Source organism: Candidatus Angelobacter sp. (genome assembly GCA_035607015.1).
In the GTDB taxonomy this organism is placed as follows: Bacteria; Verrucomicrobiota; Verrucomicrobiia; order Limisphaerales; family AV2; genus AV2.
In genome coordinates this window covers 1-16,378 of sequence record DATNDF010000444.1, presented here as the reverse complement: position 1 = coordinate 16,378, position 16,378 = coordinate 1, and the positions used below count along the sequence as shown (strand labels likewise).

The 16,378-nt window shown below is 60.0% G+C and carries 9 protein-coding genes; 8 read left to right on the top strand and 1 reads right to left on the bottom strand.

All coding sequences use genetic code 11. From position 1 onward, the window contains the following. The first annotated feature begins 145 nt into the window (after positions 1–145). The 4 genes from VN887_17890 to VN887_17875 all read left to right on the top strand — a co-directional run bounded on the left by VN887_17890 (position 146) and on the right by VN887_17875 (position 10,706). The gene (locus VN887_17890; GenBank protein HXT41885.1) at positions 146–4,894 is read left to right on the top strand and encodes a lamin tail domain-containing protein; all 4,749 of its coding nucleotides are present in this window, start codon (positions 146–148) and stop codon (positions 4,892–4,894) included. A gap of 10 nt (positions 4,895–4,904) precedes the next feature. Further along, the gene (locus tag VN887_17885; protein ID HXT41884.1) at positions 4,905–9,284 is read left to right on the top strand and encodes an immunoglobulin domain-containing protein; all 4,380 of its coding nucleotides are present in this window, start codon (positions 4,905–4,907) and stop codon (positions 9,282–9,284) included. Between the two features lie 106 nt (positions 9,285–9,390). Next, complete coding sequence (locus tag VN887_17880; protein HXT41883.1) at positions 9,391–10,230, top strand: RluA family pseudouridine synthase; 840 nt, start codon at positions 9,391–9,393, stop codon at positions 10,228–10,230. Between the two features lie 56 nt (positions 10,231–10,286). Then, positions 10,287–10,706, top strand: a complete 420-nt coding sequence (locus VN887_17875) for an Rrf2 family transcriptional regulator (GenBank protein HXT41882.1) — start codon at positions 10,287–10,289, stop codon at positions 10,704–10,706. Positions 10,707–11,218: 512 nt separating this feature from the next. Here the strand turns inward: VN887_17875 and VN887_17870 are convergent. Then, positions 11,219–13,279 (bottom strand): thioredoxin domain-containing protein, encoded by a 2,061-nt coding sequence (locus tag VN887_17870; protein HXT41881.1) that lies wholly within the window; start codon positions 13,277–13,279, stop codon positions 11,219–11,221. 264 nt (positions 13,280–13,543) lie between these two features. On the opposite strand from VN887_17870, the gene VN887_17865 reads away from it, so the two are divergent. The 4 genes from VN887_17865 to tsaB are packed head-to-tail and all read left to right on the top strand — an operon-like array spanning position 13,544 to position 16,358. Beyond that, a complete protein-coding gene (locus VN887_17865) occupies positions 13,544–14,365 on the top strand; it encodes a CPBP family intramembrane glutamic endopeptidase (protein HXT41880.1) in 822 nt (273 codons plus the stop codon). Further along, a complete protein-coding gene (locus tag VN887_17860) occupies positions 14,362–15,300 on the top strand; it encodes a thiamine-phosphate kinase (protein ID HXT41879.1) in 939 nt (312 codons plus the stop codon). Before VN887_17865 ends, VN887_17860 begins: the two co-directional genes overlap by 4 nt. Then, positions 15,272–15,730, top strand: coding sequence for a tRNA (adenosine(37)-N6)-threonylcarbamoyltransferase complex ATPase subunit type 1 TsaE (tsaE, locus tag VN887_17855; protein HXT41878.1), 459 nt, complete (start codon positions 15,272–15,274; stop codon positions 15,728–15,730). The genes VN887_17860 and tsaE overlap by 29 nt, the downstream gene beginning before the upstream one ends. Next, a complete protein-coding gene (gene tsaB, locus VN887_17850) occupies positions 15,711–16,358 on the top strand; it encodes a tRNA (adenosine(37)-N6)-threonylcarbamoyltransferase complex dimerization subunit type 1 TsaB (GenBank protein ID HXT41877.1) in 648 nt (215 codons plus the stop codon). Before tsaE ends, tsaB begins: the two co-directional genes overlap by 20 nt. Positions 16,359–16,378: the final 20 nt, after the last annotated feature.

Genomic DNA, 16,378 nt, shown 5'->3' with positions numbered 1-16,378 from the left:
GTGGGGTTTCAACGACACGATTGATTTCACGGGCGGCAACCGGCCCGGCCCGATTCTTCAGGTGATCAACAACGTTTTCGACGGCGCCTCGGACGACAATCTTGATCTCGACAGCACGGACGCGTGGATCGAAGGGAACGTTTTCATGCATGTTCACCGGGACCCGACGCGTACCGACGATGCGCGCGACACCGCCAGCGCAATTTCCGGCGGTGTCGATTTCGTTGGCCAGAACTCTGACTGGACGATCATCAACAATATCTTCTACGACGTGGACCACGTCTTCCTGAACAAAGGGAATTCGACAACCACCGGCAACGGCGGTGGACGGGTGGCGTTGCTTTACAATACCATTCTCCACGTGGCCCGGGAGGGGAGCGGCAGTCCTGAGAGCGATATTGCCGCGTTCGACTGGACGGACGATGGCATCGCGCTGCCGGATGCGAACATTGGATCGGGCCTGTACGCCGCGCACAACATCATCCATGACTGCGCCGTCCTGAACCTGCACTATGACCCGGCGCATCACACGGTGATCATGGACAACAACATTCTGTCCGTACCGTGGATCGGCCCGGGTAGCGGAAATGTTGTCGCCGACCCGCGGCTCGATCTCAACGTTCTCGAAGGCACGGCAGTTGCCAACGTCACTGCTGCTCAACTGCGCGCCGCCTGCCGACCTTTGCCCGATTCGCCGGCCATTGGAACGGGTTTTGGAGGACGAAACATCGGCGCGCTCGGACCGCACGGCATCGCCATCTCTGGCGAACCGATTGGAACCAATGCCTCCACCAGTGCGACGCTTTTCGTTGGTCCTGGCGGCACGTTCAACTGGGGAACCCTTGCGCCGCAGCCGTGGGGCTGGACCGCGTTCAAGTGGAAGCTCGATAACGGGTCGTGGAGCGCGGAGATTCCTGTCTCCAACAATTCTCCGTTCACCAACCCGGCGGCCATCAATTTGAGCGGGCTGGGCAATGGTCCGCACACGGTTTACGTCACGGGTAAAAACGACGCGGGCTTTTATCAGGACGACACGTTTGTTTATCCAACCAACGCGGGCGTCGCTGCGCAAGTCACCGCCTCGCGCACCTGGACGGTTGACCCGAGCTACGTTCCGCCGGCCACCCCCCGTGTTCGCATCAATGAAGTCCTGGCCAAAAATGTTTCGACCTTCAACAACGCCGGCACGTTCCCGGACATGATCGAATTGTACAACTACGGCAGTGTTGCTGTTGATCTGGTGGATATGAGCCTCACTGACAGCGCGGCCAGCCCACGGAAATTCGTTTTCCCGCCCGGCACACCTCCGCTTGTGGCGGGCGGTTATCTTGTTCTTTACGCGGACAATGCTTCCGCAGCGCCCGGTATCCACCTCGGATTTTCACTCAAACAAAACGGGGATGACGTTTCCTTGTTCGACAAGCTGGCGAACGGAGGCGGACTGGTGGACACCGTAAGTTTCGGTATCCAACTCGATGACTTCTCGATTGGCCGGATGCCGAGCGGCGAATGGACGTTGTGCAGCCCGACGTTTGGCGCGGCCAACGTCGATGCGCCACTGGCCGACTATCACGGGTTGAAAATCAACGAGTGGCTGGCCGATGCGCAATTCGCCGCCAACAATGACTTCCTTGAGCTTTACAATCCCGGCGCGTCGCCGTCGATGCTCGGCGGGTTGTTCCTTTCGGATGCCGCTGGTGCGCCGGCAAAAAATCCAATCCAGGCATTGAGCTTCATTGGAGGCAACGGCTTTGCCAGCTTTGTGGCGGACGGCGATGCGGGACAGGGGGCGGATCATCTTAATTTCAAACTGTCGCCCGACGTCGGCCTTGTTCTGCTCTCGGCGCCGGATCTGACCACCATTGATGCCATCAATTACGGGCCTCAGCAGACGGATGTTTCCCAGGGCCGCAGTCCCAGCGGGAGCGATACGTTGACCGCTTTTCCCCAGCCAACCTCGGGCGGCCCAAACCCCGGCCCGGCCGGAGTGGTGTCAGTGACAAACGTCACGCAGACGGTTGTTCCGCTGTTGGGTGTGACCACCAGTTCGTGGCATTACAACAACGGCGGCGTTGATCTGGGCACGACGTGGCGCGCCGTCAGTTACAACGACGCCGCGTGGAGCAGCGGTTTTGGGATGCTTGGATTTGAAGCGACCCCCCAGGAATATCCCTATCCGTTTCAAACGACGATTCCCGCGCCAGACCAGGTCAACGGCCACAACACGGTTTATTACCGGACACACTTCCAATGGGACGGCAGTCTGACCGACTTCAGTCTGATCTCGACCAATTACGTCGATGATGGCGCCGTTTACTACTTGAACGGCGCTGAAGTGGCGCGGCTCCGAATCGCGGCCGGCGCCGTCACGTTCGCGACCCTGGCGAGCAACGCGAGCGAACCGGCGATGGATGTTATCACGTTTCCGACGAACGGCCTTGTTGTTGGTGACAACGTGATGGCTGTCGAGGTGCATCAGGTTTCGTGTTGTGGAGCGGGCACAAGCAGCGACGATGTGTTCGGCATGTCCCTCGCTGCGGTGCATTTCACGACCAACATCGTCACGCAAACATTCGGCGTTCCGCTCGTGCTCAATGAAATCATGGCGCGCAACCGGTCGGTAACAAACTACGCCGGACACACGGCCGACTACATTGAAATTTATAATCCTTCGACCAACGCGGTTGATCTGTCCGACCTGAGTCTGAGCAATGATCCGAACCAACCGCGCAAGTTCGTTTTTCCCGCAAGTACGTCAATTGCGGCCTCGGGATATTATCTGGTCTATTGCGACGACGCGTCGCCGGTCACAGCCACGAACACGGGATTTGCGCTCGGTGCGAAGGGCGATTCCGTGTTCTTCTTCCATCGACCGTCGGCCGGCGGCGCATTGCTGGACGGGGTGACCTTCGGCTTGCAGACTGCGGATTACTCCATCGGCCGCTCGCCCGATGGAGTCGGCAATTGGACGCTCACGACCCCGACGCCGGGCCTGCCAAACAATGCCGCGGGTCTCGGCAGTGTGGCAGCGCTTAAGGTCAATGAATGGATGGCTGACCCGGCCAGTGGGAGCGATTGGTTCGAGATTTACAACACAGGCGCGCAGCCGGTAGCGATCGGGGGCTTGTACCTCACGGATGATCTGGCCAACAAGACGCAGTCGCCCGTTCCGCCGCTCAGTTTCATCGGCACCGGCGCGAACGCATTCGTGCAGTTCATCGCCGACGGTAATGCGTCCGCCGGCGCGGACCATGTGACGTTCAGCCTCAAGAAGACGGGCGAAGCGGTGGCGATTTTTTCGCCGGCCCAGATTTTGATCGACGGTGTCAGCTTTGTATCGCAGCAGACCGGCGTGTCACAGGGCCGGTTCCCGGACGGCGCAACGAACGTCGTGAGCTTCGCGCAGACTGCGTCGCCGGAGGAAAGGAACTTCCTGCCGTTGTCGAACGCGGTCGTAAATGAGCTGCTCAGTCACACTGATCCGCCGCTGGAGGACGCGGTGGAGTTTTACAATCCCGGTGGCGGCGACGCCAACATTGGCGGCTGGTACCTCAGCAACAGCCAGGACGATTTGAAGAAGTATCGAATTGCGGACGGCACCATCATTCCAGCGGGCGGGTTCAGGGTCTTTTACGAGTATCAGTTCAATCCCACCAACGGATCGTCAGTGCCATTTACGTTCAATTCTGCCCATGGCGACCGCGTGTTTCTTTCGCAGGCGGACGCTGCTGGCAATCTGACCGGCTACCGCGCGGCGGCGACGTTTGGCGCGGCAATGAATGGTGTTTCCTTTGAAAGGTTCACCAACAGCGCGGGCGCCGTGGAATTCGTCGCGGCCAGCGGAAGGTCTTTCGGAGTTGATAATCCCGCCACCGTCGCCCAGTTTCGGACGGGCGTCGGGGCGGCCAACCCGTCCCCGTTGGTCGGCCCGGTGGTCATCAACGAAATCATGTACCAGTCCGCGACTGGCGGCGGATCGTTGGTTGATGAGAACACGGCGGAGGAGTTCATCGAATTGCGGAATATCACCGCATCGAGTGTTCCCCTGTTCGATCCCGCCGCCACGACCAACACCTGGAAGGTGAGCGGCGGCGTCGGTTTCACCTTCCCGCAAAACGTGACGCTCCCGGCGGGCGGTTATCTGTTGTTGGTCAATTTCGATCCCGTGGCCAATGCGACTTCATTGGGTGCGTTTCGTGCAAAGTACGGCGTGTCCGGCAGCGTGCCGGTTTACGGGCCGTACAGCGGAAACCTGAACAACACGGGCGAGAGCATCGCCTTGTTCAAGCCCGATCCACCGCAGCTCCCGCCGCATCCCGACGCCGGGTTCGTGCCCTACGTTCTGGTCGAGGAGATCAATTATTCCGCGCTGTCTCCATGGCCGGCCGGCGCCGCGGGCACCGGAAACTCGCTTCAACGCAAGGTTGGCACCGACTTTGGCGATGATCCGGCGAACTGGATCGCTGCGTCACCGACCGCCGGTGCGCCCAACGCCGTGACCACTCCGGGCGATACAGACGGTGACGGCCTTCCCGACGCATGGGAAGTTCAATACTTCGGCTCGATCAGCGACCCGCGGGCGACGCCGAATGCGGACCCCGACGGCGACGGGTTCACCAACTTGCAGGAGTATCTGGCCGGCACCAGTCCCGTGGACGTGTCAAGTGTGCTCAAGATCGACGCGGTCAATGTCGGCACCAGTTCGACGGCCATACAATTCGCGGCCGTGGCTGGAAAGACCTACAGCATTGTCTATCGCGATGATATCGGCAGCGGTGTGTGGCTGAAGCTTGCCGACGTACCCGGGCAGGCAAGCAATGGCGAAGTGACCGTCAACGATCCGGGCACGGTCAACGTTCGGTTCTATCGTCTCGTCACACCGGCGCTGCCTTGAACCTCAGAATATGACACTCGATCACACCCTGTTCAGGAAACGTTTGTTGTTCATCCTCGTCGGAATGTGCTTTGCCGGTCTGGCGCAAGGGCAGGGGGTGTTCACCCTGCAAATCGGTGCGCCGCCGTCGCCGCCAACGCCGCTGGTGAATCACGCCGACGTCTGGCGTTATCACAAGGGCACGAACGCGCCGCAAGCCGGCTGGCAAACCATTTCTGACGCCTCGCTCGACGGCACGTGGGCCAGCGGCAATGGCGGGATTGGCTATGCCGACAACGCGAATGAAACGTCGCTTTGCCAGACGCTGCTCGCGGACATGCTGAATCGCTACACGACTGTTTACATGCGCCGGTCGTTCCAAATAAGCGATGCCGTCGATTCCAATCTGCACATCTTGCTGACCATGGATTGGGATGATGGGTTCGTCGCATATCTGGATGGCGTCGAGATCCAGCGCTCGCTGGCGCCGGGCGCGGCCGGAGTTGAGCCGGCCTTCGATGCCGTGGCAAGCGGACTTCACGAATCTTCACGAGGTAATTCTGCGCCCTTAAACCCTCCCGGCACCTTTGACCTCGGGCCGGTTGGCGGACGGCTTGCGCCAGGAACACACGTTCTTGCGATCCTGGGACTCAATCAGGCGCCCGGCAGCTCCGACTTTATCCAGATCGCAGACCTGCAATTGTCGGGGGCCTCAACGGCGGTCGGCGGTGGCCAGTTCCTCAGCGTCGTGCAATCCAATTACGTCATTCTGTCCGGTTCAAACACAGTGGCCGGCTCGACGCGTGTGGTGATCAACGGAGATGACGCCGGCTTCGATCAGGCTCAGGGGACATGGTCGAGAACTCAAACGCTGCTGCCCGGAGTGAATCAATTCTTTGTTGCCGCATTGGACGGCAACGGCGCCATTCTGGCCTCTACAAATCGGATCATCGTTTCTGAACTTTCATCCACCTTCGTCGGCGGGACTCTTGCCGGCAGTTCGGTGTGGGACAGTTCCATGGGGATTATCCACGTCACCAACACGGTCGTGGTGCCGCCCGGGGACACGCTGACGATTCAACCGGGCGCCGTGCTGCTCCTTTCCCCGGGGGTGTCCATCGCAGGGACGAATTCATCGATCACTGCCGCCGGCGCGCCGGGCAACGCCATTTATTTTTTGCCGGCCGATGGCACCACGGTCTGGGGTGAACTGACGGCCAGCGGTACGAGCGGAAATCTTCTGCTGCAACACGTCGAAACGATCGCAGGTTTCGTCGAAATCTTTGACGGGGCGGTCGGCACGCTGGAAGACAGTTACCTGCACGATTATGAAGTGAGCAGCCCGGCAATCATTCACACGCTGGGTCTGCCCAATCACATCACGTTGAACCTGCGCCGCTGCCACGTCGCGCACTATTACGAAGTGTTGAGCCAGTATGGGACGAACCACATCGAAGATTGCCTGCTCGAATACCAGGGCAACAGCGGCGATGGAATTGACTTTGATGCCGGCCAGCCCGGTTCCTATATCCGTCGCTGCACCGTGCGTCGCGGCCTGCTGTTCAACACGGATGCCCTGGACATGGGCGAGTACGGTGGAACAGGTGAAGGTTCGCGCGGCATCCTGATCGACAGTTGTCTGCTTCGCGATTTCGTGGACAAGGGGGTTTCGATGGGTGTCGGTGTGGATGTGACGGTCACGAATACGCTCATTTTCAACGTGGACACCGGCATCGCGGTGAAGGACAACTCGACCGCGGGCATCTACAACTGCACCATCGCCGACAACAATTTCGGCTTTCGCGGTTACAACAAAGCGGATCCCAGCGCCCCGGGCGGTGGCGGTTACATCACCAATTCGTTCAATAACATTCTGTGGAACAACGGAACCTCCCTATCTTTGTCCAACGGCTCGACGCTGACAGCCACTTATTCCGATTTTCAGGGGACCAATTATCCCGGCACGGGAAACATCGACAACGACCCGCTCTTTCTCAACTCGGCGGAGCAAGATTACCATGTCGCCCCAAGCTCGCCGACCCTGGGCGCGGGCCTCGGCGGGGCGAACATGGGCGTGACTTTTCCGGTTGGCGGAATTCCCGGCGCGCCGCTCGGTCTTGCGGCCACCGGCTCAATCACCGATCCCATCACGCTGGTCTGGGTCGATGACGCCGACAACGAAGACGGCTTAGTAATCGAACGTTCAACGGATGCTGCGACCTGGCAGATTCTGGCGACACCCGGTCCGAACGTCACCAATTACACGGACACAAGTGCCGTCACGGGACAAAAATATTATTACCGGGCAAAAGCCACGAATGGCTCCGGCGAGTCCGCTTACTCCAACATTGCGGGAGGGACACGGCAGCCTTCGCAGGTTTTTGTAGGTGGCGCCATTGCTACGGATACGATCTGGAATGCGGGTGTGCAGTATGTCGTGACCAATTCCGTGACGGTCAACACTGGCGTAACCTTGACGATCCAGCCCGGCGCTCTCGTCACCTTTGACGCAGGCCAGGGGATGACGATCGCCAACGGCGGCCGTCTGCTCGCCGAAGGCACGGCGAACGCGCCGATTCTTTTCACCCGCTTCGCGCCGACGGGTTACTGGGGCAACATCACCATCGACGGCGCCGTCGGTTCACCGGAAACGCGCATCGCCTACGCGCGTTTCGAATTCAACGCAAATTCGACCGGCACTCCGTGCATCGAAGTCGCCGCCGGCACGGCTTATCTGGACCACCTCACGTTTGGGAACGCGGGCGCGCCGTACATTCACGTCGATGGAGCGTCCTTTATTATCAGCCATTGTTATTTTCCCACTGCCACCGCGGCGTTCGAACCGTGCCACGGTACCGGTGGCGTGAAGAGCGGCGGCCGTGGAATTTTCCTCCGCAACTTCTTCGGCAAGGCCAATGGCTACAGCGACGTCGTGGATTTTACTGGCGGTAACCGTCCAGGTCAGCCAATCGTGCAGTTCATTGACAACGTCGTCACCGGCGGAGACGACGACGGCTTCGACCTCGACGGCACGGACGCATGGGTCGAGGGCAATATCTTCCTGCACATGCACAAAAACGGCGGCACGCCGGACTCCTCCAGCGCCGTCAGCGGCGGGAATGACAGCGGCAACACGTCCGAAATCACAATCATCCATAACCTCATCTACGATTGCGATCAGGCCGTGGACGCCAAGCAGGGCAACTTTTACACGATGATCAACAACACCATCGTCCACCAGAGCCATGTGGGCGGGGTTGATACCGACGGTGCAATCGTCATTCTGGCCGACACCGGCACGGCCGAGGGCGCCGGCGTGTATCTCGAAGGGAACCTCATTTACGACGCAGAAAACCTGACACGCAATGTGACGACCGCGGTCGTCACGTTTACGAACAATCTCATGCCTTTTGCATGGAGCGGTCCCGGCGGCGGAAACTCCACGAGCAATCCGATGCTCAAGCAGATTCCCCAGTTGGCGGAAACCTATTTCACCAATTGGGCCGACGCTCAGATCTTGCGGGACTGGTTCAGCCTTCAACCCGGGTCACCGGCAATCGGCACTGGTCCGAACGGAGCCGACAAAGGCGGTGTGGTCCCGCTGGGCGCCTCCATTTCCGGCGAGCCAAACGGCACGAGCGGCCTGACCAGTGCCACGTTGACCGTTGGCGTGAATCGCACAGGCAATGGAATTCCGGCCGCTGGATGGCCTGGCGGCTCCGGCTATACCCATTACAAGTGGCGCCTCGACACCAATGCGTGGAGCGTGGAGACACCCATTGACACGCCCGTTTCTCTCACCGGACTTGCGGACGGTCCGCATTATGTCGAGGTCAGCGGCAGGAACGACGCGGATTTTTACCAGGACGACCCCGCATTCGCGGAAGATGCTGTCACGACGCGGTCGCGCACCTGGACCGTTCAGACCAGTGGTGCGCCGACGATTACCCAACAACCGATCTCTCAAACCGTGGCCCAGGGCGGCACCGTAACGTTCACCGTCGTGGCCACCGGCACGCCGCCTTTGTCGTATCAATGGCGGGCCGGCTACCTGCCCGGGGATATTCCGGGCGCCACCAATGACACGCTGGTTCTCACCAACGTTCAGGCCAACATGACGGGCAACATCCGGGTGATCGTAACCAATTCTGCCGGCTCGACCCCGAGCGACATCGCTACATTGACAGTCGTCGTGCCGCCGTCGTTGGGCAGCGTTGGTTTCGACGGCACCAACGTCGTGTTTTCATTCGCGAGCGCGAGCAATCTGACTTATCAGGTCGAATACAAGAACACGTTGAACGACCCGGCGTGGGCCCCGCTCAAATCAATCTCCGGCAACGGCGGTGTGCTCTCCGTCATGGAGCCTCCCACCAATTTTCCAGGCCGATTCTATCGCCTTCGAGTCGAATAGAAGAGTGGTTTTCAATCCGACCGGATCTCTGTTTGGCGGGGTTGCTCCGATTTGTTTCGCCGCGTTGAGAGCTTGGTTGGCGGATGATTGTCGCTATACTCGACGCGTGGCGAAGCCAGACAACATCGAGCTTTCCGACGGCACATTCATTCCGATCCTTTACGAGGATCGTTCGGTCATCGCCATCGACAAACCGCCGGGTTGGATGCTCGCGCCCGAGTGGTGGGACCGGACGGGCCGAAACCTGCACCTGGCGTTGCTGTCGGGCATTCAGGGGGGTGACTTCTGGGCGCGCTCGCGCGGGCTGAAGTTTCTTCGTTTCGTTCATCGCCTCGACGCGGACACGGGCGGAGTTTTGTTGCTTGTGAAGAACCTGAGCGCGGTGCAGGCCTACAGCCGGTTGTTTGAAACCCGGCGTGTGGAGAAAATGTACCTCGCCGTGGTGCGCGGCGTGCCGGGACAGCGCGAATGGACCTGCCGACTCAGACTCGCGCCGCAACCGGGCAGGATCCATCGGATGAAAGTTGATTCGCGCCGCGGAAAGGAAGCGGAAACACAATTCCGCGTCGTGCAAACCGGCCGCGATACCGCGCTCATTGAAGCCCGGCCGCTCACCGGCCGCACGCACCAGATTCGCGTCCATCTCGCCGAATCAGGGCACCCCGTGTTGGGCGATGTGCTCTATGGCGCGCCGCCGGGTGGAGACACACCCCACGTCATGCATTCCGCATTGAACCGTTCGTTGGCCCTGCGGGCCGTCTCTCTGGCCTACCCGGATCCGTTTCGCAAGCGGACAGTTTTTATCGAAGCGCCACGGGAGGAGTTCTGCGAACGGTTCGGTTTCACCGATTCATCGGTTGAGCCGCGCCTCACGACAAACCGCGATTCGCAACAGGAGACCACCCGCAAGTCCACCCGCCCCGGCGACAAACCGCCCATCCAGTGAACGGCGGCTGGATTGATTTTGTTGCGCGGAATCGGCTGGCTGCCTAGTTTTCGGTCGTGAAACTTTCCGTGAAAAGCGACTACGCGGCCCGCGCCGTGCTCGGTCTGGCGCGTCACTGGCCCGACGGAGGCGCGCGGCGCGTCGAAGAACTCGCCGCGGAGCAGGGGGTGCCGGCCAACTACCTCGTCCAGATTCTGATCGAGTTGAAGTCGAATCGCATCGTCAAAAGCCAGCGCGGCAAGGAGGGGGGGTATCTGCTCGCCCGCCCGCCGGCGGAGATTTCCTTTGGCGACGTGTTGCGCGCGATTCACGGTTCGGTATTTGATTCACCGGCGATCGGCAATGGGCAATGCCCGCCCGAACTGCGCGCCACGTGGAAGAAACTGCAAAAGGCGCTGGAAAATACCGCCGACAACATCACTTTCCAGCAGTTGGTCGAAGAAGCGGCCAATAAAGAGAAGATGTATTATATCTGAGGCACCCGATCGGAGCAGCCGCGAAGGGCGCTTACAACCGGAAAACTTCTCTGACCATCGATAATAGCCGGCTCTCCTTACTCGTCACGTTTCTATCACTTGTAATCACGTCATTCAGCGCCTGGTAAACGTCCTGCAGTATCTGCCGCGTGGGAAAATTGCTCGCAAGCTGAAGAACATAGGCGCGGATGGAGTCCTCCGTTCCCGTTTGACGACTGACCCGCGTAAAGGAGGCATCAAGAAACTGCTGTCGCTCGTAATCGGAGGGAAATTGGAAAGTGTCAAGCACCTGTTAAACGCGGGCGTCTTCCGCCGAAGATAAATTCTGGTCGACGTACATTCCCATAATCAGCAAATCGATAAATGCTCGTTTCTGCGCGTCGGTTAATGTCGGGGTTTTCATAGGTGTCGGTCAGACCATCGAGGTGGGTTAGCGCTTTTGCATCAATCGAAGAATAATTGTGGAAAGCAGCTTGTAAAGACCGGCGTTGGTGCGGCCCGTGATCTCGCAATCATTTCAGCAAGGCCTTGATTCTCGTCGAATCGGGCGTGGGTGGCTGACAGGCCGTGCCGGTGCAGACATAAGCCATCGGCGCATCTTTCGTCGGTAACGTCTTCGCAAATGGTTCGACCGGCCCGGTGTTGCCAAGCACGACCTTGTTCGGTTGATAGACCGAGTGCGCAGCGCGAATCAGTGTCTTGGTGCCCGCCGCATTCGGATCGCCGACAATGACCGCGCGTTTTGGCTCTTCGAGCGAGTAATCCAGCCCGAGCAGCAGGTAGGGAACGGCCTGCGGGAGTTGGTGCAACCGGTCGGCGAACAGCCGCATGCTTTTCCCGGCGGCTTCCTTGAAATCCTTGCGGTCGGTGATGGCGCCAAGTTTCAGCAGCGCGAGAATGGCAACCGAATTGCCCGATGGCTCGGCGCCGTCGTAGTCCTCCTTCACGCGCAGAATCAGATCCGCGGTCTCGGGCGGCGCCTGCCAGAAACCGCCGGCTTCCTTGTCGTAAAACTTCGCGAGCATCGAGTCGGCGAGTTGGAGCGCGAATTCAAGATGCTTCGGATCGAGCGTGGCCTCGTAAAGGTCAATCACTCCGGAAAGCAAAAATGCGTAGGCGTCGAGAAGCTGGACCGAGTCGCGTTCGCCGTCACGCCAGCGGTGATAAAGTGTTTTCGTTCCGGCATCCCAGAGTTTGCTTTGAACAAAAGCGAGGTTTCTTTCGGCGGCGGCGCGATACGACTCATCGCCGAGCACGGCGTAAGCGCGCGCCAGCGCGCCGAGCATCATGCCGTTCCAGGACGAAAGCACTTTGTCGTCGAGATGCGGGCGAATCCGTTTGCCGCGCGCGTCGAATAGTTTCCTCTTCGCCGATTCGAGCAAGGGTTTTTCCGCCTCCGAAAGTTTGGGGTGGACAATGCTGAGGACATTCTGGTTCGGCAGCGGGTCCGGATCGCTGTGGTCCACAAAGTTTCCTTTCTCGGTCACGCCGAAGTAATGAGCGGCGGCTTTGAATTCATCATGGGCCAGTAGTTTCGACATCTCCTCGCGCGTCCAGCAGTAGAACTTGCCTTCCTTGCCTTCGCTGTCCGCGTCCTCGGCGGAGTAAAATCCGCCTTCGGGGTGTGTCATGTCGCGCAACACGTAACGGATGATGTCGCGCGCAACGTCGGCAAACTCTTTTCGCCCGCTGACGAGATACGCGTCGAGATAGAGGTGCACCAGTTGCGCGTTGTCATACAGCATTTTTTCGAAGTGCGGCACGAGCCATTCAGCATCCACAGAATAGCGGTGGAAGCCGCCGCCGATCTGGTCGTACATGCCGCCTGCGGCCATCCGTTCACACGTATGCAACACCATGTGGACCGACCCCTCGTCTTTGAAGCGCGTGCCGTAACGCAGAAGAAATGCCGGTTCGCTGGGACGTGGAAATTTGGGCGAGTCACCGAATCCGCCGTTCTTCGGATCGTACTCGTCCTTGAACAGCCGCGCGGCGTTGTGCAGCACGGAGGGCGCAAGCACGAGCGCGTTGGTGGCTTCCTTTTCGTTGTGCGCTTCCAGCCGTTGATGCAGGTCCGCGGCGGAATGGAGCACGTCTCCGTGCCGCGTTTCCCAAAGCTGGCTCACATTTTGCAGCACCTGGATAAAACCCGGCCGGCCATACCGGCTGTCCGGCGGGAAATACGTCCCGCCATAGAACGGTTTCAGGTCGGGCGTGAGAAAAACGTTCAGTGGCCAGCCGCCCTGGCCGCTCATGGCCTGCACGAACGTCATGTAAATCTGGTCCACGTCCGGGCGCTCCTCGCGGTCCACCTTGATGCTGACGAAATGCTCGTTCAGAAATCTGGCCAGATTTTCGTCTTCGAACGACTCGCGTTCCATGACATGGCACCAATGACAGGTCGAGTAACCGATGCTGAGCAGGATGGGCTTGTTGTCCTTGCGCGCCCGGGCGAACGCCTCCTCGCCCCACGGATACCAGTCCACCGGATTGTGAGCGTGCTGGAGCAGGTAGGGGGATTTTTCAAGGGCGAGACGGTTCGTATGAGTGTGGGTTGAAGTTGGGTCAGGCACGGTGACTGGGGTTGGTGAAGTTTTCGATGGCGGATCGGCGGCTTGAATTGACGCGGCAACGATGAGAATGGCCGCGGCAGCAACGCGTTTCCAGTTCAGAGACACACGCTACGATAGTCGCTCGCGGTCCGGCAGCAAGAAGCAAAGCGCCGGAGGGGTTGTTCGCTGCGCTGGCGGAACTCACGCGTCCGCCGCCGGCCCGAGCGCGGACCAGCCCGCACTTTTTCCTTCGTCGGACCGATTGCCGCTGTATAACCTCACCACATGTTGTCCGAGAAACCCTGGAAACCGCTGGACTTCCTCGTGGTTATGGCGCTGCTGTCCGTGATGTTTATGTTGAGCGTTCTGGCCAGTCTGATGGAGCAGGGCGCGGCCGGCTCGGAAGTGGCGGCCAATCCCACCGTTACCTTCGTTTTCTACACCTGTTTCTATGGAGTGATTGTCGCGTTCATTCACCTGATGGTGCGGGGTCGCGGCGCAAGTTGGGGCGCTGCCTTCGGGTTCAACTCCGCTCGGAAGACGTCAGCGGTGTTGATGGCAATGGGCGCGACATTGGTCGTCCTGCCAATCGCGAGTCTGCTGAGCCAGTTGTCGGCGGAGTTGATGATGAAACTTCACGCGCAACCGGTCGCGCAACAATCGGTGCAGATGCTGCAAAATACCGTCGCCGTCGCGCCGCAGATTTACCTGGCCATTCAGGCGATCATCCTCGCGCCGATCATTGAGGAATTGTTGTTTCGGGGCGTTCTCTACCCTGCGCTCAAGCAGCAGGGGTATCCGAAGCTGGCGCTGTGGGGCACGTCGATGTTTTTCGGCGCCATGCACGTGAACATGATGTTGCTGGCGCCGCTGACGTTTCTCGGGTTGATGCTCGTCTGGCTTTACGAACGCACCAACAATCTCGCCGCTTCCATTTTCGCGCACAGTTTTTTTAATCTGGTCAATTTTGTCTGGGCGGTCACCGGGCCTTCGAGCTCGGATTGGAAGGTCGGAATCGGAAGCGCCGTGGTCGGCATCACGATTCTCATTCGACAGGGGAGGCCGGCGAGAGGCGCGAAATCGCCCGAGATTGCCGATTTGCAATGAATGAATTCGAACTGGTTTCACGTCTGACAAAATCGCTCTCGCTCAACGACAGCACGAACGTCGGCGCGGGCGACGATTGCGCGGTGATTGATGTGGGGCTGCCGGAGCAGTGGCTGTTGTTCAAGACCGACGCGGTGGTGGAGGGAATTCATTTCACGGCGGACGCGCCGCCCGAAAAAATCGGCCACAAGGCGCTGGCGCGCGCGCTGAGCGACGTCGCGGCCATGGCGGGGACACCATCGCACGCGCTGGTAACGCTGGGTCTGCCGGAAGATTTCGATGTCGCATTTGTCGAGAAGGTGTACGCGGGCATCAGTGCGCTGGCCGGCCGTTATCAGGTGGCGATTGTCGGCGGCGAAACGACAACGAACCCGGACCGGATGCTGATTTCGGTCTCGGTGATCGGCAGGGTGGCCAGGGACAAATGCCCGCTGCGCTCGGGCGCCAAAGTCGGCGACGCCATTTTTGTCACCGGACAACTGGGAGGTTCGCTCGCGGCCAGACATCTCGACTTCGAGCCGAGGCTCGCCGAGGCCCGCTGGTTGGTGGATCATTTCACGGTCCATTCCATGATTGATCTCAGCGACGGCCTGGCCGGCGACCTGCGGCACATCCTGACCGCGAGCAAGGTTGGCGCCGAGCTGTTGTCGGACGCCATTCCCGTCAGCCGCGAAGCGAAACGGACCGCGCGCGGGGAGTCATCGGCAAAGCCGCCGCTTCTCGCCGCGCTGACGGATGGGGAGGACTTTGAATTGTTGTTCACCGTGGCTGGTCGCGATGCCGTGCCCCTGCTTGACGCGTGGAAAAAACAATTTCCGGACTTGCGCCTCAGTTGCATCGGCAAGATCACCCGGAAACCGGGGCTGACCATTCGGGACCGGAAGGGAGTTCAGACGCTCGCCGCTCATGGCTACGTTCATTTCGACAAACCCTGATGCCACGTTGGGACTCGGCGAGCGCTGGGGCCGTGAAATCCGGGCCGGCTGGATCATTGGCCTGACGGGTGAGCTTGGCGCGGGCAAGACACAACTGGTCAAGGGAATCGCGCGGGGGCTGGGCGTGATCACACGGGTGCATTCGCCGACATTTGCGCTCATCAACACCTACGATGGCGGCCGGCTGCCATTGTTTCATCTCGATCTGTACCGGCTCGAGACCCGGGACCAGATTACCGCCGCGGGGTTGGACGAGTATTTGTTTGGTCCGCAAGGCGTGACCGTCGTCGAATGGGTCGAGCGGTGGCTGGGGCAGGCCGCGGGTCAAAACTCCAGAGGGCAAGGTTTACCCGCGCACCTTCGGCGGGTCTGGATCGACACGATCAGCGGAACAGAACGAAGCATCAGGTATGAAGATTCTGGCGCTTGAGTTTTCTTCGAACCAGAGGAGCGCCGCCGTCGTTGAAGACGGCCGGGTCCGCGGTCGCGCTCAAGATGTCGGCGCGCGCGGGGGCCGCCCGCTGTTCATGGTGGAATCCGCGTTGCGCGAGGCCGGACTGGAACGCGAGCAGGTGGATTGTCTGGCCGTCGCCCTCGGTCCCGGTTCCTACGCGGGCATTCGCTCGGCCATCGCGCTGGCGCAGGGATGGCAACTGGCCCTGGGGACAAAGACTGTCGGCGTCAGCAGCGTGGAATGTCTGGCGGCCCGGGCACGGGCGGAAAGGATTCTTGGCCGGGTCGGCGTCGTCATTGACGCGCAACGCGGCGAGTTTTATCTGGCGGTCTATGAAATCGGCGACAAAACGTTTCGCGAAACTGAACCCTTGCGACTGGCGGCGAAGTCGGACGTTGATCGTTTGGACGGCTCGGTCATCGTCGGTCCGGATGCCGCCAAATGGTTTGCCGGGGGACGTGAGTTGTTTCCCGACGCGGCGGTGATTGGCCAACTGGCCGCGACGCGGAGGGATTTTGAGAGCGCCGCAAAACTGGAACCGATTTACCTGCGTGAAACCAGTTTCGTCAAGGCCACGCCGCCCCGCATCATCCCCGCCGCTTGATCGCATGAAGAATTCGTTCC

What these genes read in the sequence shown, in the direction of transcription:
- VN887_17890 (HXT41885.1), top strand. Translation starts at nt 146, where the DNA reads ATGCATGTTCACCGGGACCCGACGCGTACCGACGATGCGCGCGACACC.
- VN887_17885 (HXT41884.1), top strand. Translation starts at nt 4,905, where the DNA reads ATGACACTCGATCACACCCTGTTCAGGAAACGTTTGTTGTTCATCCTC.
- VN887_17865 (HXT41880.1), top strand. Translation starts at nt 13,544, where the DNA reads ATGTTGTCCGAGAAACCCTGGAAACCGCTGGACTTCCTCGTGGTTATG.
- VN887_17860 (HXT41879.1), top strand. Translation starts at nt 14,362, where the DNA reads ATGAATGAATTCGAACTGGTTTCACGTCTGACAAAATCGCTCTCGCTC.
- tsaE (HXT41878.1), top strand. Translation starts at nt 15,272, where the DNA reads ATGGCTACGTTCATTTCGACAAACCCTGATGCCACGTTGGGACTCGGC.
- tsaB (HXT41877.1), top strand. Translation starts at nt 15,711, where the DNA reads ATGAAGATTCTGGCGCTTGAGTTTTCTTCGAACCAGAGGAGCGCCGCC.